This window comes from Afipia sp. GW823-FHT06G09, assembly GCF_058794875.1.
Map to the genome: position 1 here is coordinate 792,485 of NZ_JBXAHF010000004.1, position 15,808 is coordinate 808,292.

A 15,808-nucleotide genomic window follows, 5' to 3' on the forward strand; every position below is an offset into this window, starting at 1 on the left:
GTCAAAGCTTCTCCGCGCCGGCGCGGAACAGGCCAATGACGAGCTCGCTGGCGCCGTCGAACGCGCGGCGGGTTGTCGAACCTGTCTCGATCGCTTCCGCCGCGACCAACGGAGATTCCAGTGCGATGTTGCTGCCGCGCCAGACCTTGAGCGTCCCAATCCGTTGACCCGGCTGGATCGGTGCGCGCACCGGCCCTGTGTAAACAATTCGAGCAAGCAACTTGTCGTTGCCGTTCCGCTGCACCATGACCTTGATGGGCTCCGGGCTTGCCAGTTTGACGGAACGCGCGCTGCCGCCGAACACCTTTGCATAGCCGACCGTCTGATCCTTGGCGAACAGCGTCCGCGCCTCGAAATTACGGAACCCCCATTCGAGCAGCTTCTTGGCCTCGGCTGCACGATCATCGGCATCTTCAAGTCCGTTGACCACCACGATCAGCCGCATGCCGTTCTGCACCGCCGAGCCGACCATGCCGAAGCCGCCCTCCTTGGTGTAACCGGTCTTCAGTCCGTCCGCGCCTTCGAGCATCGTCAGCAGCGGATTACGGTTCTGCTGCCGGATCTTGTTCCAGGTGAATTCGCGCTCGCCGAACAGCTTGTAGTTGTCCGGATAGGTCAGAATGATGTGCCGGGCCAGCATGCCCAGTTCGCGCACGGTCATCTTGTTGACGGGATCCGGCAGGCCGTTGGAGTTTCCGAACGTGGATTTCGTCAGGCCAAGCTCTCGTGCGCGTTTGGTCATCATCGCAACGAAGTCGCGCTCGCTGCCCGCCATGCCTTCCGCCAGCGCAATGCAGGAATCGTTGCCGCTCTGGATCAGCGCACCGCGCAGAAGATCGTCGACGCTGACCTTGCTGTTGATTGCCGCGAACATGGTCGAACCGCCGGACGGCGCGCCACCCTTTCGCCAGGCATATTCGCTGATGCGGTACTCATCGGTGGGCTTGATGTCGCCCTTCTTCAGCGCGTTGAAAACAACCTCCGCCGTCATCAGCTTCATCATGCTGGAGGGCGCGCGGAGTTCGTCGGGGTTTTTCTCGAACAGGATGCTGCCGGACTTCGCCTCGATCAGGATCGCAGTCGGCGCATCGATCTCGTACCCTTCGTCCTTTTTGGCACCCTGCACGCTGTTGTTGGCCGCGTGGACCCCGCCGCCAAGCGCCAGACCGGCCGTCAGCAGAACGGCGACAAGCGGCCAGAACCGCCCATGTCGACGCCCGTGAGTCCGGGATGCTCTGAGAATGGCTGCCATGTTGAGATTCCTGAGGATCGCCTTGTAACAGTTGGGCTGATACCAAACAACGTGCGGCGGGCCGCTTCGGTGTCCCGGTCGCCTTCAAAATGTTGAAAAGAGGCGGAAATCCATGTCGTCATCGCAAATGATCTCAGCCAACGGCATTGAGATTTTTGTGACAGAACAGGGCTCCGGCCCACTGGTCCTGCTGTGCCATGGATGGCCCGAACTCTCCCATTCCTGGAGGCATCAACTCCCCGCCATTGCGGCTGCCGGCTTCCATGCGGTCGCGCCAGACATGCGCGGTTTCGGGCGTACGTCTGCCCCCCAGAACATTGACGCCTATTCCATTTTCGACATGGTCGGCGACATGGTCGCGCTGGTGGCGGCCCTCGGCGAAACCAAGGCGATTATCATTGGCCATGACTGGGGCGCCCCCATCGCCTGGCATGCAGCCCTGTTCAGGCCCGACGTCTTCACAGCCGTCGGCGGATTGAGCGTCGCCCCGCCATTCAGAGGCCGCGAGCGGCCACTGGAGACGCTGGCGAAAAGTGGCGTCACCAACTTCTACTGGCAGTATTTCCAGAAGCCGGGTGACGCTGAGGCCGAGTTCGAGCGCGATGTCGATTTCACGATGCGCGCGGTGACCTTCGGTGTCGACGGCTCGCTGTTTCTGAAGGACGGGCAAGGTTTTTTGGGCGACCTGACTATTCCACGCCCCCTGCCGGCATGGGTCAGCGAGCAGGACCATGCGCATGTCGTTGAAACCTATCGGCGGACCGGGTTTCGCGGCGGCCTGAACTGGTATCGCAACATCGACCGGAACTGGGAGCTGACCGCTCCCTGGCAGGGCGCGAAAATCCATCAGCCATCGATCTTCATCGCGGGCGCCAACGATTCCGTCGTCACCGGCATTCTCGGCGGAAAGCGCGTCACAGAAATGGAACGCGTGCTGCCCAATCTGAGGCGCAAGCTGATCATCGAAGGCGCGGGCCACTGGATTCAACAGGAGCGCCCCGACGAGGTGAACGCGGCGCTGGTTGAGTTCCTGAATGGCGTGCGAAGCTGATCGCTCGGGATCCGGGCTCAGTAAAGCCCGCGACCCGACATCAGGTTAGGGCTGTTATCGCGGGATGCCGGAGCATAGGCCGCAACCGGCCTTGTCGTTGCCGGGGCTTCCTCGGCAGCTTCCTCGACCTCAGCGGGAGCGCTGCGTTCGAAGCGGCGTCCGCCAGAGCGCGCAGCACGCGAGGCAGAGACCTCCGATGAACCCGCCGCAGCAAAATCTTCCTGGGTATGGCCCAGCGTATAGGGACGCCCGGCGGGCAGCGGGACATCACCACGGGCCACTCCGCGCGAGGGCGAAGGGGTCATATCCGGAATGAAGGCACGGGCCGACGCGATACGAACGGTCGATGGTGCAGGTGCAGGCTCGCCGGTCCGCAGCGTGGCCATCAGTTGGCGATCGTCCGAACCTTCGAGAGGAGCGCGGCCGACATACTCCACCCTCACCCGGCCGATGCCGTTTTCGCGGAACTCAAGCAGCTTGGCAGCGGTATTTGAGACGTCGATCAGCCGGTTGCCATGGTATGGCCCGCGATCATTGACGCGCACGACCACCGATTTGCCGTTGGCCAGATTAGTCACGCGCGCATAGCTCGGCAGCGGCATGGTAGGATGGGCCGCGGTGAGCGAGGTCATGTCGAACACCTCGCCATTGGCCGTCAGACGGCCGTGGAAGGCATCGCCGTACCAGGAGGCCATACCCTCAGCGCGATAATTCGGATTTTCTTCCGGAACGTAGGTCCTGCCGGCGACAACGTACGGCTTGCCGACGCGATAGGTACCTCCGCCCCTGGGGACCGGATCGCCGAAATCCACCACCCGAGGGCTACTGGAAACGCCGTATTTCGGGTCGACTCGGCTGGAGAGCTTGTTTGACGAGGCGCAATTGGCGACCAGCAGACACAAGGCTCCCGCTGCCGCGATGCGCACGGCTGCCCCGCCCGATTCCCTGACGCAAATCCCCATAGAACCCCAAATAGCATCTTTCGCGGCCGCTTGCCTACCGGGCACCGCAGGCCGGAGGCTGGCACTCATACAGCGCTTACCTTAACTCATTGCTTCCATACCGGAAACGGCCCGGCGCACGGCTTGGTAAACCGGAGATTGATTTTCCGGCTTTGCAACCCTCCCGCGTGGACAACCCTTGCAATCGCTCGCGCCTTCCCTCAAGAGGTGCGAACCGGAAGGGTGGCCGAGTGGTTTAAGGCACCGGTCTTGAAAACCGGCGTGCCTGCAAGGGCACCGTGGGTTCGAATCCCACCCCTTCCGCCAGACTGTGAATGGAATGCCGGGCCTGCGCCGCAGGCATCACGCCGGCAGCGGCACTCCGGGTTGCTTGTCGAACCTGTGCGCCAGCCAGGACGAAATTGTCGCCGGAATAAAACCGACCAGTCCGTAGAGCAGATAATGCTTGAGGCCCGTCTCGCTCCCGAGCGTGCCATAGAGAACTGCCGTTGCGCAAAATGCGACGATGCCGGTCAGAAACATCCGAAGGACCGGACTGATTCTCCTGACGTGGAAGAGAATGTCGTCGACGGCACCGATCATCAGCGCCGGGATGATCCCGAACAGGTAGTTGTAGGGAATGGTCATCAGCAGGACCTTGAATAGTTTCTTCACGACATCGTCCCCATCCCAGTAGCCTTCGGGCGTTCCAAGAACGAGAAGGAAAAAGCCCGCTACCAGCGGCCCAATGGCCGCAAAGATGATGTATCGCTTCATTCGGTCCCTCGCCCTGCCCGGATTCCACGCACTCAGATTTGTTGCGGGCAGTTGGCTCATAAGAAAACGAGAAAAGAAACCGCGCAAGCCTTAGGTACCGGCTCGGCTCCTCCAGCCTCGCGGGGCCGCGTGTTCTCGATAACGACTCATCGACCTGTCCGTGCGAACGGAATTCAAAGGAAAAACACGATCCCGGCGCGACCGTTTTCGTACTGCCCGTCCCATCCTGAACCGATGCGCTATCGGACGTTTACCGTGCTCCCTTGAGGGTACATGACGTGGAGCATGTAGTCTTCACACCCGCACTACAGGCCAGGCAAACCGCCGTGCATTGCTCAAGGTTCTTGGGATCATAGGGGCTGTAGAGTTTTGTTGCACATGCGAGAGACACTTCAGGCTGCGCCGGTTTGGGTCCTAGCGATTGCAATGCAAGGAAAACCAGAACCAGCAGACCGACACCAATAGCCATAAACGATGCCACGCCGCGGACAACGCGTGACCGCTCGTGTCTCTCAGCCTTGGTCGTGCCGCCAATATGATTGCCGGTCACCGGGGGGCTCCTCCAGCCAACAACGCGCCGAGCGTCATGCGGGTTCCATGCCCGGACGGTCCGTAAAATTGCCCGGCAGCCTATCGTTTTCCGAAGCTCAACGCCGGGACTATTTGGTTAACCGAAGATTAAAACCCCCTCCCGGCATTCGCGCTTTGATTCAAATTTTCCGAAACTTTCGGCCGCTAAGAATACGCTTCGATCATGGAGCGAGACCGATGGCTGTTTTCAGAAAAGATTCCCGCAAGCCCCGACACACCACGCGTCACGACGCCTGGATGCTGCTCGACGGCGGCTTTGCGAAGCGCAATTGCACGGTCCTGGATCTATCGTCGGGCGGCGCGCGCATCGAACTCATCGATACCGGACCGATCGGAAACAACCTCAGCCTGGCGTTGACCGGCGACGTGCGAAAAGTGACGCATTGCCGGCTCGTCTGGCGCAAGGACACGATTATCGGCGTGGAGTTCAAAGGCCGCACCTGATGTGCGCGCCTCGCGCCGGTTGCTGACGAACAATGGAGAGGTGGCTGAGTGGCTTAAGGCACCGCACGCGGTACACGGTAAATCGTGTCGGAGGTTCGAATCCTTCCCCTCTCCGCCATCCCCGAGATGCACTCGGTAAACCCGAAATACAATCAGCGACGGCTACGTTTGCCGGTCGCGGGCGCCGCCTCATCGGGATAGGCGCCGCGGCGCTGAGCCAGGCGCCAGTTAGGAGCGCATGTCCCGTTCAGGCCGCCAGTGCTCGCCTGACACTGGGCCATCGTGGAGTAATCGCATTGCTCGATCGTGCCACTCCATCCCTGAACATAGGTCATGCAGTACGGATAATCGATCGCCTGGGCCGAAGCCTGACCAAGAAGGCCGTATCCGGTGAGCGCTAACAGGGCGAGTTGAAGGTAACGCATTTCGTCCTCGATTCGTTTCGGCCGCATGAGACACCAACGGGGTTTCTGGCTCAAGCCGGTGGCGGGTTCGTGCGATCACAGTTCAGCGAGAACGCTATGAGCGCCGCACATTCGTTTTGTTCTTTGCAGATTTCTCGCTCTGCCGGATAGACTGTTCGCAGGGTCCACCGGTCAGGAACCGGACTGTGCCTCAGCGCCTAGCCAAGATCAGGAGAAGCCGTGAGCGATCCGGACCAGGACAACCGAAAGCGCAACCTGAAAATCGCCGAAAACGAAGCCAAACGCGAGTTGAAGAGTGATATCCGGCTCTCGACATGGGCGATTGGCATCGTCGTCGTTGTTGGGCTGATCGCTCTGGCGATCTTTCTCAAAAATTAGGTTTCAGGTTCGAGCCGTGGCCGGCTGACGATGCTTCCGGCTCCGGCGACATTATTTACCGAACGTCATGTCCACGCATTTCATGACATCCGGCCCGACGCCTACGCTGAGCAGAATGCAGCCTTTGGCACTGAGCTTGGTGCTGTCGCTGACCCAGATCGCCGTCCCGCCCGATCCAAAGAACGAGTTTGTGTTCGGCGGCTCGGTTTCAGTCGCATCGAACTGGTAGCTGGAATCGCTGGGGAAGATGCGCGCCTTCAATTTGCAGTCGCCATCGGTATCGACCTTGAGAACTTCCTTGTTGTCACGGGTGACGCCAACGCTCACCTGGCAGCGATAGAACTCGGATGTCTTTGTATTAAAAATGTAGGCGTATGACTTGCACGAAATGTTTTGAAGTTTGCCGGCATTCAGTCCGCGCCCGCAGGAGATGCGCTGATTGCTGCTCAGCTTGATGTCGTCAGCCGCTCTCGCATCGGAAATGCCATTGAATGCCGTCAGCGCCAGAACCGGCACGAGCCCAAGAAAAAATCCACGAAACGTCTTCATCGATTGACCCCTATTGCGCATGCGTGCGGCGGCGAAAATGATGCCGGGTATCGCATGTCCGGCGTAACTCTAATGTAGTTTTCGGCGGTAGGCCATTGGGGCGTCCGCGGCTCCTCAGCCAAACGCGCCGGCAACGAGCGCCATGCACACACGTTGCGGGGTCACCCGTGGGCCAAGGCCCGCGTCCTTAGCTGCTCGACAGCATTCACCAACCGGCTTTGCCCCTGTTCGCCGATGGCTGCATCGCGGGCCTCCTGAATGGCTTCCCCGAGCCTCGGCAGCGGGAGATCTCCGTCGCATGTCGGTTTGACCAGACGGTCGATGATGATGTTCCACTCGGCCAGTCCGTTCTGGTAGGCATCGCCATGTCCCTTGATGAGATTGGCCGTTCGCACGACCGCAACGGTCGCTTCCGGCTGCTTCACCAGGCTGCGATCAACCATGTGAAGCCACCGCTCGACCCACACGCGTTCCAGCTTAAAGCGCTGGGAGAATGGACGCGTAATCCGCGCGGCAGCCAGCCATTTCAACCGTTGAAGCTTAAAGCGTGTCCGCGAACTGAAACGCAATGTCACACTCCTGCGGGCCAGCTTCGCCAGGCGCAGGCGCTGGAACAGATCGAGAGCCGGCGCTGCTGCCTTGGGCGGCAGCAGCGGGATCACCTCGTCCCAGCGAAACTTCTCAACCCGGTCGATCGAGCGCGGGTTTGGCCCGGCGCTCGCACCTCCCGCCTCGGCCAGCTTCAGCTGTGCGATGCGGATAGGGTCCTCGAAATGCATGCGATCGGACAGCAACTGCGCGAGTTCTGCAAGGTCGGGCACATGGTGGGCCGCAGGACCGACATAGCGCTCGATCCGCTCGAGATAGGCCAGCGCATAGTCTGGGTCCTGATAGTCGATCAGCGAATGAACGGCTTCGCTGACGATCGGGACAACATCCGCTGGCAGTTGCGCCGACAGCCGCGCCAGCGCGGCCCGCGCGACACGCGGATTTCGCGTTTCTTCGCCAAAATACCGCTCCTTCAACAACCGGAACGGCGATGGCGGGACTTTGACCCGAATCTTCACGACGTCGCCTGCGCACCTGTTTCGGCAAGCTGCGCTTCCAGCCTTCCAAGATTCTGGAAGAGCCGCGCGCTGACCAGCCGCAGGAAGTAGAATCCGAACGCCGGGTTCTGGACGTAAAGCTCCTCCACCTTTTGATAGGTCACACTCAGCACGATCCCGCCCTCAAGGCACTCGAGCGTTTGAGTTCGTTTGTTTGAGGGCGACAGCATACCGAGTTCGCCGACGATGGCGCCGTTCGGCAGTTCGATCCCGGACTCGACAAGCCGGAAGCGCCCGCTGACGATGTAGAACATCTCCTCGGCTTTCTCGTGCTTGTAGAATAGGATTTCGCCGCTCTTGCATTTGCGCTCGGTCATGAACGGCTTCAGCCAGGCCATGGACAGATCGCTGTTGACGGATTTCTTCACTTCGCGGACCAGCAGCAGCATTTCGCGGAGCCGGTACACGTTCAGCGGCAGCAGGATCATGTGAAGCACCATCACCGGGTAGTGATGGTGAACGACCGAAAAGCCGATCAGGAGGACGTTGGTGATGATCCCGAAGATGCGAAGCGGAATCATCGTTCGCATGGTGTACCCGGCTACCACGAACGCAGACGCGATAAAGCCGCCGGCGCCGGAAACGAGTCCTGACATATCCATCGGAATCAACCTGATGCTAAAGGAAGCTGATATATATTATGCCGCGCCGCGCCTTGTGCGACAACGGTTCTCGCGGCCAATGCTTTAATCGAAACTCAAGTCTCCGCGAAAATCCGAGCAAAAGGCGCGCTGCAAAAAACATGCGCACCGATCAAATCTCAAACGACAGCCCTTCCTTTGCAACGACCGTTCCCGGCCGCGCCCTGGCTGCTGCTGCGGCGATACGGTCCATCTCATCGTCGTCATGTTCGGGATCGTGGTGAAACAGGAAAAGCTTCCCGACTCCCGCCTCGTTGGCCAGCCGGACGGCTTGCTGCCAGCTTGAGTGGCCCCAGCCGACATGCTCAGGCAGTTCTTCGTCGGTGTATGTCGTGTCGATGACAATAATCGACGCATCGCGGGCGAGCTCTATCAGCGCCGGATCTATTTCGTCGGCGCTGAGTTCGGTATCGGTAATATAGGCCATGGCACGGCCGCCAAACTCGACACGGTATCCGATCGCACCGCCGGGATGATTGAGCGCCGCGGTCATGACCTTGATGCCCGGCCGCGGAATCAAGACATCGCCAGGTGCGAAGTCGGTGAATTCGATCTTGCCGTGCGCGGCTTCGATTTCGATCGGAAATAATGGATAGCTCATCAGCTTCCGAACCGTTTCCTGCACCCCACCTGCCGCCTTCAGGTTGCCGGCCCAGAGACGCAAGCGGTTTCCCGTCATGAAGGCGGGCACGAAGAACGGAAGGCCAATCAGATGATCGATATGGCAGTGACTCAAAAACAAATCGATGTCTGTTGGTTCGGCTTCTTCGGCAAGCGTGAGGCCCAGCACACGCAGTCCCGATCCCGCATCGAAGACCAGGCGATGGTCACCGCAACGAACCTCGACGCATGATGTATTGCCGCCATACCGCACGGTATTGGGGCCTGGACACGGAATGCTCCCACGAACACCCCAGAACCGCACGGACATTGTGGTCGGCATGAAAAAACTCAATGAACCCTTCGCGAGAATTGCATGCCGCTGTCATCTTCACCAACATGATACCGCGCACTGTTCACCAAAAAAATGGCTTGCCATGCTGGGACGCGACAGGTAGCGCGGCGGCGTTTCGTCTCACCCATCATTTGGTTGTCAGAGCAAAGACACCGTTCCAGTCGTCAGGCGGCGGGGTTTCCTGGAACGCCTTGATACGCTCGAAATAGAGGTCGTAAAGCATAGAGAAGGTCTTCGCTTCGTCGGCTATGCGGGCCTTCGCAATCGCAGCAAGCGCACCCTCCCAGTCGCGGCCGCGGTAACACGCCAGCATTTCGATGCACAGATTGCGAAGCCGCTGAAACTGTCCGGATTTCGCGACATCTTCCCGCCCGGCGATGGCGTAAATCACCTCAGGCTCCTTCTTGCCCTTCACGGTGATGAAGTCGAGTTCGAGAATTGCGAATTTGTCCTTGGCCGCGAGCGCCGTGGCCGACCCGGCGATGATTGGCACGCCGTAGGATTTCGATTGTCCCTCGAGGCGCGAGGCCAGGTTCACGCTGTCGCCCAGCACCGAATAGTCGAACCGCAGGTTCGATCCCATGTTTCCGACCACGCAGGTCCCGGTGTTCAGGCCAATTCCGACCTTCATGGGAATGAACGGCTTGCCGGCTTCATTCGCTTCCCGCTCCCGCTCGACATTCAGCGCTTCGATGCGATCGATCATGTCGAGTGCCGCATTGCAGGCGTTGATCTGATGTTCCTGATCGCTGAGCGGAGCGTTCCAGAACGCCATGATCGCGTCGCCCATATACTTGTCGATCGTTCCCTTGCGATCGAGGATCGCGTTTGTGAGCGGCGTCAGGAAACGATTCATCAGAGAAGTCAGGCCTTGCGGATCGCTCTTGAACGACTCGGAGATCGTGGTGAAACCGCGCACGTCGCTGAACATGATGGTCATGTCGCGCTCCTCGCCGCCGAGCACGAGTTTTTCCGGCGATTGCGCCAGCTGTTCGACGAGCGCTGGCGACAGGTACTGACCGAAGGCGGAACGGATGCGGCGGCGCTGAGCCTGTTCACGGAAATAGCTGCTGAACACCAGCACCAGATAGATCGCAGTGCTCGCGATCAATGGAAATGTAAAGTCAATCAGCAGCCGGTGTTCGGAGAAGAAGTACCAGGATGTCGCCACCATGATGCTGACGATGACGGCGCCGAACAGCAGAAGCATGATGGCGCTGAGAATCGGTGCGAGCCAGATGATGGCGATCCCGAACAGGATCGCGGCCAGCAGCTCGGCGCCGACCGCATAGTTCGGTTGCGACAGTACCGAGCGCGTCAGCGCCGCTTCCAGCACCTGTGCGTGGACCTCGACGCCCGGCATCACTGGATCGAGAGGCGTTGTCTTCACGTCGAGCAATCCCACGGCCGACGTACCGATCAGGATCAGCTTGCGTGAAATCAGGTCGGGACCGGCCTTGCCGTCCAGCACATCGGCGGCCGACACATAACGCGCCGCATCGTGTTTGGCGAAATGTACCCAGAGCTGGCCGTTGCGGTCGGTCGGGACTTCAAATCCGGGCACCGCCACGCTCTTCACGCCGGCCTCGTCCGATTTGACCAGAATGGTGTCGGACTTGGTCACGATGCGCAGCATTTCAAATGTCAGCGAAGGCATCAATTCGCCTTGCGCCAGCATGATCATCGGAACCCGGCGGACGATGCCGTCGCGCTCGGTGCGGATCGTGAACAACCCGCGGCCCGGAGCGGCCTCTTCCAGCGCAGGGATGTTTCGAAGCAGTCCGGGGAATTGCAGAAGGAACGGACGCGGGTCGCCGCCCAACGTGGCCAATCCCGTCAGAGGCAGGTTCAATTCTGGCTGCGGCACAAATTTCGGCAGACCGGACTCACCAAGAACGGCGGGCGATTTACGTAAAACGTCAGCAAGCACCCGATCGTTGCTCGGCAGGGCCCGAAGCTTCTTTCGGCTCTCCTCATCAAGGTCACGAAACGCGTCCGCAGCGAGTCCCGGCGACAGCCGGTCAGGCTCCGCGAACACGATATCGAAAGCGATAGCGGCTGCACCGAGATCGGTCAGCCTCTGGACAAGATCAGCCACCCTTGTTCGCGGCCATGGCCATTGCCCGAATTTGGCGAGGCTTTTTTCGTCGATGTCGATGATGACAACAGGACGCTGTGTGCTGTGGCGCGGCTTGAGGATTTGATATCCGTCGAAAACGCGGACCCGCAACTCCTCCAGCGGGATCGGATCGACGACCCGTACGCCGAGAAATGCGATCAGAAGCAAAAGCGACAGCAACCGCCCGTAGCCGAAATGCCTGGCGTACATGCGGATACGCGCAACGAACCGGACCGACGATTTCCACACTGCCCGCATCATGCCGTCAAACCGATACCCGTCACTTTTCCCGGAAAGCACGCATGAGCTGGTCGCTCAGCGGCTTCGCAAGGTAGGATATCATGGTGCGTTCGCCGGTCTGCACAAAGGCCTCGACCGGCATGCCCGGAATCAATTTGACCTCCCCGAGCTTGGCCACTTCTTCCGGCGGCATCGACACGCGAATGGTGTAGTAGCTCTGTCCGGTGCGCTGGTCCGTTGTCGTGTCCGGCGAAATGCGGCTGACGGTCCCGTTCAGTTCGGGCGTGGTGCGCTGGTTAAAGGCCGAAAGCCGCAACAGCGTCTTCTGTCCGATCCTGAGCTGATCGATATCCTGCGGGTTCACCTTGGCCTCGACCGACAGGTTATCGGATTCCGGCACGATGAGCATGATCGCGTCACCGGCGGTGATCACACCGCCCACAGTATGAACCGTCGACTGAAGCACCATGCCGTCCTGCGGTGCGCGAATGTCGATGCGGCGCAACTGATCCTCGGCGGTAACCTTGCGCTCGACGAACTCGCCGATCTTGTCGTTGATCTCGCGCATCTCCTTGGAGACTTCGCTGGAAAGGTCCTTGTCGATCTGGATAATCTGCAGTTCGATTTCGGTGATCTTGCCCTTCGCCTGTGCCTTCTGCGCAATGAATTGCGCGCGGTCGCCGTCGAGCCGCGCGGCGTCACGCTCCAGCACGGTCAGACGCGATATCTGCACGAGATTCTTGGCGAACAGATCGCGGACGCCGATAAGCTCCTTCTGAATGAGTTCGATCTCACGGGACTTGGCATTTTCCTGCGCTTCGAGCCCGCCGATTTCTTCCTTGAGCTGCGCGATGCGCTCCTTGAGCTGGGCCTTCTGATTGACGCGGCCTGATGAGCGAACCTGAAACAGCTTGACCTCGTTCCCGATCAGCGCCCGCACATCCGGGTTGGCGAAGGAATCCATTAACTCGGGTGGAAAGGTTATGCGGTCCGCACCATCCTGCTCCGCCAGCAGCCGCGCCCGACGCGCCAGCAGCCCGTCGAGGCCCTTGGTGACAATCGCGAGGCTTGCCTTGGTCACCGTGTCGTCGAGCCGCACCACAACGTCGCCGGCCTTGACCCGGTCACCATCGCGCGCCCTCACCTCGCCGACGACACCGCCGGTCGGGTGTTGAACTTTCTTGACGTTGGAATCGACCACGATCGAGCCCGGCGCAATCAGCGCGCCGGAAATCTGCGCTGTCGAGGCCCAGCCGCCTATCCCGCACGTCAGCAGCGTGACGACGACGAGTCCGACAATCAGATGAAACCGGATTGATCCTCGCGATCCGGGCTTATCCAGGCTTTGGAAGATAGAGAGCCGCTCCAGCGGCGAAAACAGGGCGCTGAAGATGCGGCGGACAATGTTTTCCGTCCCGGCGAGCGTCGGCTTCATGGTTGCGCTCCTCCCTTGTCGGAAACGATCTTAATCGCAGGCGGCGCTGCCGCAGGGCGTTGCAACACCTGGCCGAGAACGGCGTCCTTCGGCCCGAAGGCCTGCACCCGCCCGTCCTTCATGACCAGCACGAGATCGACGCTCTCGATGCCGATCGGACGATGCGCGACGACGACCACGACACCGCCTCGCGCACGCACCGCAAGGATAGCCTTGTTCAGCGCCACATCGCCTTCGCTGTCGAGATTGGAGTTCGGTTCATCGAGCACGACCAGGAATGGATTGCCGTACAGCGCGCGAGCCAGCGCGATGCGCTGCGCCTGCCCCGCCGACAGCACGCTGCCCTGATCGCCGATCTGGGTGTCGTAGCCGTCTTTCATACTGATGATGAGATCGTGGACGCGCGCCTCCCTCGCCGCGGCGATGATGTGCTCCGGAGAGGCATTGTCCTCAAACCGCGAAATGTTCTGGGCGATCGTACCGGCGAAGAGTTCGACATCCTGCGGCAGGTAACCGATATGACGGCCGAGAATTTCCGGCGACCATTGGTCCAGCGCCGCGCCGTCCAGCCGCACCTTGCCGCGCAGCGGCTGCCATACGCCGACCAGAGCGCGCACCAGCGATGATTTGCCCGACCCGCTTGGGCCGATGACGCCAACGCCCTGCCCGGCCTCGATCGCAAACGTGACATCCTGCGCGACCACCTTCTGTTCGCCGGGTGGGCTGATGGTCAGCGTTTCGACCGTAAGTCTGTTTGTCGGCGCTTCAAGCAGCGTTGGCGCCGCCTGTTCCGGCAACATGCCGAGCAGACGGTTGAGACGGTGCCAGCTTTGGCGGGCCGCTACGAACCCTTTCCAGTGGGCGATGGCAAGATCGACCGGTGCCAGTGCACGGGCACTCAGGATCGAACCTGCGATGATGATGCCCGCTGTCGCCTGCTGGTTGATGACGAGATACGCGCCGACGCCGAGCACCGCAGATTGCAGCATCATGCGCATGACCTTGGCGATGGCGCCAAGGCCGCCGGCGACATCGCTCGCCCGCTGGTTGCTGGCGAGATAGTCGCGATTGGATTCATCCCATCGCTTGCCGATACGTCCAGCCATGCCCATTGCGGTGAGCACCTCGGCATTCCTGCGGCTGGCGAGCGCAAGATCCTGCCGCCGCATCGCCAGTCCTGTCGAGCGCTTCATGGGCTCATGGGTCAGGTATTCTGTCAGAAGGGTCAGCGCGATCAGAATAACCGCGCCGGCCAGCGCGGTGATGCCGATCAGCGGATGGAATGCGAAACAGATGGCAAGATAAAGCGGAAGCCACGGTAGGTCGAACAATGCCCCCGGCCCCATTCCTGACAGGAACGAGCGGACGTTGTCGAGATCGCGCAGCGGCTGAAGTCCCTCGCTGCGGTTGCCGATAACGAGCGGCATCCGCACCACGATGTCATAGACCCGGCGGCTGAGCATCTCGTCCAGCGCCGATCCGATGCGGATCAGGATGCGGCCGCGGATCAGATCCAGGATGCCCTGGACCGCGTAAAGGCCGCCTGCCAGCACGATCAGACCGACCAGCGTCGGGATGCTGCGGCTCGGCAGCACGCGGTCGTAAATTTCCAGCATGAAGAACGAGCCGGTGAGATACAAAATGTTGATGACCAAGCTCATCACGCCGACACCGACAAACGCGCTGCGGCAGGCGCGAAGCGCCGTCCCCAGCTCGGAACGGGGCGAATGCCCCTGAGGTGATGTCTTCGCGGGCTGCATCGATACCTGGCCGTTTGGCTGCTGTCAGGACGCCAATCTGGAATTCATGAAATGTGGCGCTGTGACCAGCCTATCATGCCACGACACGGGTATTTATTGCAGCCGGAAACATGATCGAAGTTAATGTTTCCGGCCCATTCTCAAATCACGCATGGAGAATGAAATCGCTCGCATTCAGGGCGGCAACGCCCTTCAAGAGCAACGTATCCGTCGTGCCGTTGAGGTGAAGCAGCGTATCGCCGCCGGTGTGATCGGCGTTGGTCAGGATGTCTGCCAGAGCCGTCGCATTGATGGACGAGAACGCCTGCAAATCGATTTTGTCGGTACCGGCCTGGAAGCCGTTTGTGATGACGTCCTGATTGGAGCTCGGCGCGAACACGAAGGTGTCCTGATAGCCCGTCGCGAAAAAGACGTCCTTGTCCGATGTCCCTTGCAGGGTGACAGGACCGGTTCCGGACACGTTGAAAATAAAGTTCACCGTATCGTGCGCCCCCGCAGCATCGGTCACGGTTAGCGCAACTTTGTCGGTAGCCGGCGTTCCCGTCGGTGTGTAAGCGATGCCCGTCCCCAGCGCTCCGTTCACTGTTGCCAGATCGCCGGAGCTGGGACTGAACGTGACAGTGCCGTGATCCGCGGTTGCCGTAACGGTGAAAGTATCGCTGGCGTCAGGATCTGCGACCGAGAGATTCGAAATGGTGGTCGTTCCGCCGCTTTGCGCGGTCTGGAAACCACTGGCATCTATCGTCGGCGCATCGTTCGTTCCAGTGATCGTCCACGACACCGAAGCCGGCGTCGGCGTGGTGACAATGCCGTCCGAAACGCTGTAGCTGACAGTTACTGTCGTCGTCGCACCCTCGGCCAAATGCTGATAGGCGGCGTTGCCCGGATCGAGCGTAAAGGTGTGGTGGACAGCGTCGTAGGTCACGCCGTCAGGCAACGTGCCGGGTACGTTCACCACGGACAGCGTGCTGCCGTCATCGACATCCGACGCGTTAGCCAGCGCATCAAGTGTGCGCGTCGATCCGTCCTCAACCGCGGACGGATCAGACACCACGCCGCTGACGACCGGTGCGTCGTTCGTCCCTGTGATCGTCCACGACACCGAAGCCGGCGTCGGCGTGGTGACAATGCCGTCCGAAACGCT

The 15,808-nt window shown here is 60.5% G+C and carries 15 protein-coding genes and 2 tRNA genes; 5 read left to right on the top strand and 12 right to left on the bottom strand.

Annotation, left to right across the window (positions count from 1 at the left end):
* Window position 1: 1 nt before the first annotated feature.
* On the bottom strand, window positions 2-1,252 hold the full coding sequence (locus AC1Q67_RS20635) for a D-alanyl-D-alanine carboxypeptidase family protein (RefSeq protein WP_492236533.1): 1,251 nt from the start codon (window positions 1,250-1,252) through the stop codon (window positions 2-4).
* 112 nt (window positions 1,253-1,364) lie between these two features.
* On the opposite strand from AC1Q67_RS20635, the gene AC1Q67_RS20640 reads away from it, so the two are divergent.
* Entirely contained in the window at window positions 1,365-2,303 is a 939-nt protein-coding gene (locus AC1Q67_RS20640; RefSeq protein WP_492236532.1) for an alpha/beta fold hydrolase, read from the top strand.
* Window positions 2,304-2,320: 17 nt separating this feature from the next.
* On the opposite strand, the gene AC1Q67_RS20645 is transcribed toward AC1Q67_RS20640, so the two are convergent.
* Window positions 2,321-3,265 (bottom strand): septal ring lytic transglycosylase RlpA family protein, encoded by a 945-nt coding sequence (locus AC1Q67_RS20645; RefSeq protein WP_024577948.1) that lies wholly within the window; start codon window positions 3,263-3,265, stop codon window positions 2,321-2,323.
* Between the two features lie 216 nt (window positions 3,266-3,481).
* Here AC1Q67_RS20645 and AC1Q67_RS20650 point away from each other — a divergent pair.
* Window positions 3,482-3,571: transfer RNA gene (locus AC1Q67_RS20650), tRNA-Ser, on the top strand.
* 36 nt (window positions 3,572-3,607) lie between these two features.
* On the opposite strand, the gene AC1Q67_RS20655 is transcribed toward AC1Q67_RS20650, so the two are convergent.
* Complete coding sequence (locus tag AC1Q67_RS20655) at window positions 3,608-4,021, bottom strand: DUF5413 family protein (protein WP_492236531.1); 414 nt, start codon at window positions 4,019-4,021, stop codon at window positions 3,608-3,610.
* Window positions 4,022-4,789: 768 nt separating this feature from the next.
* Here AC1Q67_RS20655 and AC1Q67_RS20660 point away from each other — a divergent pair.
* Window positions 4,790-5,056 (top strand): PilZ domain-containing protein, encoded by a 267-nt coding sequence (locus tag AC1Q67_RS20660; protein WP_492238166.1) that lies wholly within the window; start codon window positions 4,790-4,792, stop codon window positions 5,054-5,056.
* 34 nt (window positions 5,057-5,090) lie between these two features.
* Window positions 5,091-5,174: transfer RNA gene (locus tag AC1Q67_RS20665), tRNA-OTHER, on the top strand.
* A 34-nt stretch (window positions 5,175-5,208) separates the two neighbouring features.
* Here the strand turns inward: AC1Q67_RS20665 and AC1Q67_RS20670 are convergent.
* Window positions 5,209-5,481 carry a DUF3551 domain-containing protein gene (locus AC1Q67_RS20670; protein WP_492236529.1) on the bottom strand — a complete coding sequence of 91 codons (273 nt, stop codon included), beginning with the start codon at window positions 5,479-5,481 and terminating at the stop codon, window positions 5,209-5,211.
* Window positions 5,482-5,700: 219 nt separating this feature from the next.
* Here AC1Q67_RS20670 and AC1Q67_RS20675 point away from each other — a divergent pair, with 219 nt between their 5' ends.
* Window positions 5,701-5,859 carry a hypothetical protein gene (locus tag AC1Q67_RS20675; RefSeq protein WP_192817727.1) on the top strand — a complete coding sequence of 53 codons (159 nt, stop codon included), beginning with the start codon at window positions 5,701-5,703 and terminating at the stop codon, window positions 5,857-5,859.
* A gap of 51 nt (window positions 5,860-5,910) precedes the next feature.
* On the opposite strand, the gene AC1Q67_RS20680 is transcribed toward AC1Q67_RS20675, so the two are convergent.
* The 8 genes from AC1Q67_RS20680 to AC1Q67_RS20715 form a co-directional block, all read right to left on the bottom strand.
* Window positions 5,911-6,408 (bottom strand): hypothetical protein, encoded by a 498-nt coding sequence (locus tag AC1Q67_RS20680; protein ID WP_024577973.1) that lies wholly within the window; start codon window positions 6,406-6,408, stop codon window positions 5,911-5,913.
* Between the two features lie 161 nt (window positions 6,409-6,569).
* Entirely contained in the window at window positions 6,570-7,475 is a 906-nt protein-coding gene (locus AC1Q67_RS20685) for a DUF6537 domain-containing protein (protein WP_492236528.1), read from the bottom strand.
* A complete protein-coding gene (locus tag AC1Q67_RS20690) occupies window positions 7,472-8,116 on the bottom strand; it encodes a Crp/Fnr family transcriptional regulator (RefSeq protein ID WP_024577975.1) in 645 nt (214 codons plus the stop codon). Before AC1Q67_RS20690 ends, AC1Q67_RS20685 begins: the two co-directional genes overlap by 4 nt.
* 151 nt (window positions 8,117-8,267) lie before the next feature.
* On the bottom strand, window positions 8,268-9,098 hold the full coding sequence (locus tag AC1Q67_RS20695; protein WP_492236527.1) for an MBL fold metallo-hydrolase: 831 nt from the start codon (window positions 9,096-9,098) through the stop codon (window positions 8,268-8,270).
* 139 nt (window positions 9,099-9,237) lie between these two features.
* The gene (locus AC1Q67_RS20700) at window positions 9,238-11,490 is read right to left on the bottom strand and encodes a CHASE2 domain-containing protein (RefSeq protein ID WP_492236526.1); all 2,253 of its coding nucleotides are present in this window, start codon (window positions 11,488-11,490) and stop codon (window positions 9,238-9,240) included.
* A 19-nt stretch (window positions 11,491-11,509) separates the two neighbouring features.
* Window positions 11,510-12,904: an HlyD family type I secretion periplasmic adaptor subunit gene (locus AC1Q67_RS20705; protein ID WP_492236525.1), complete on the bottom strand. Its 1,395-nt coding sequence runs from the start codon at window positions 12,902-12,904 to the stop codon at window positions 11,510-11,512.
* Window positions 12,901-14,664, bottom strand: a complete 1,764-nt coding sequence (locus AC1Q67_RS20710; RefSeq protein ID WP_492236524.1) for a type I secretion system permease/ATPase — start codon at window positions 14,662-14,664, stop codon at window positions 12,901-12,903. Before AC1Q67_RS20710 ends, AC1Q67_RS20705 begins: the two co-directional genes overlap by 4 nt.
* 145 nt (window positions 14,665-14,809) lie before the next feature.
* A partial coding sequence (locus tag AC1Q67_RS20715) for a VCBS domain-containing protein (RefSeq protein WP_492238167.1) occupies window positions 14,810-15,808 on the bottom strand: 999 nt, incomplete at its 5' end.

Excerpts from the sequence above, each read along its gene's own strand:
- AC1Q67_RS20635 (WP_492236533.1), bottom strand. The coding sequence starts at position 1,252 with ATGGCAGCCATTCTCAGAGCATCCCGGACTCACGGGCGTCGACATGGG.
- AC1Q67_RS20640 (WP_492236532.1), top strand. The coding sequence starts at position 1,365 with ATGTCGTCATCGCAAATGATCTCAGCCAACGGCATTGAGATTTTTGTG.
- AC1Q67_RS20645 (WP_024577948.1), bottom strand. The coding sequence starts at position 3,265 with ATGGGGATTTGCGTCAGGGAATCGGGCGGGGCAGCCGTGCGCATCGCG.
- AC1Q67_RS20655 (WP_492236531.1), bottom strand. The coding sequence starts at position 4,021 with ATGAAGCGATACATCATCTTTGCGGCCATTGGGCCGCTGGTAGCGGGC.
- AC1Q67_RS20660 (WP_492238166.1), top strand. The coding sequence starts at position 4,790 with ATGGCTGTTTTCAGAAAAGATTCCCGCAAGCCCCGACACACCACGCGT.
- AC1Q67_RS20670 (WP_492236529.1), bottom strand. The coding sequence starts at position 5,481 with ATGCGTTACCTTCAACTCGCCCTGTTAGCGCTCACCGGATACGGCCTT.
- AC1Q67_RS20680 (WP_024577973.1), bottom strand. The coding sequence starts at position 6,408 with ATGAAGACGTTTCGTGGATTTTTTCTTGGGCTCGTGCCGGTTCTGGCG.
- AC1Q67_RS20690 (WP_024577975.1), bottom strand. The coding sequence starts at position 8,116 with ATGGATATGTCAGGACTCGTTTCCGGCGCCGGCGGCTTTATCGCGTCT.
- AC1Q67_RS20695 (WP_492236527.1), bottom strand. The coding sequence starts at position 9,098 with ATGCCGACCACAATGTCCGTGCGGTTCTGGGGTGTTCGTGGGAGCATT.
- AC1Q67_RS20700 (WP_492236526.1), bottom strand. The coding sequence starts at position 11,490 with ATGATGCGGGCAGTGTGGAAATCGTCGGTCCGGTTCGTTGCGCGTATC.
- AC1Q67_RS20705 (WP_492236525.1), bottom strand. The coding sequence starts at position 12,904 with ATGAAGCCGACGCTCGCCGGGACGGAAAACATTGTCCGCCGCATCTTC.
- AC1Q67_RS20710 (WP_492236524.1), bottom strand. The coding sequence starts at position 14,664 with ATGCAGCCCGCGAAGACATCACCTCAGGGGCATTCGCCCCGTTCCGAG.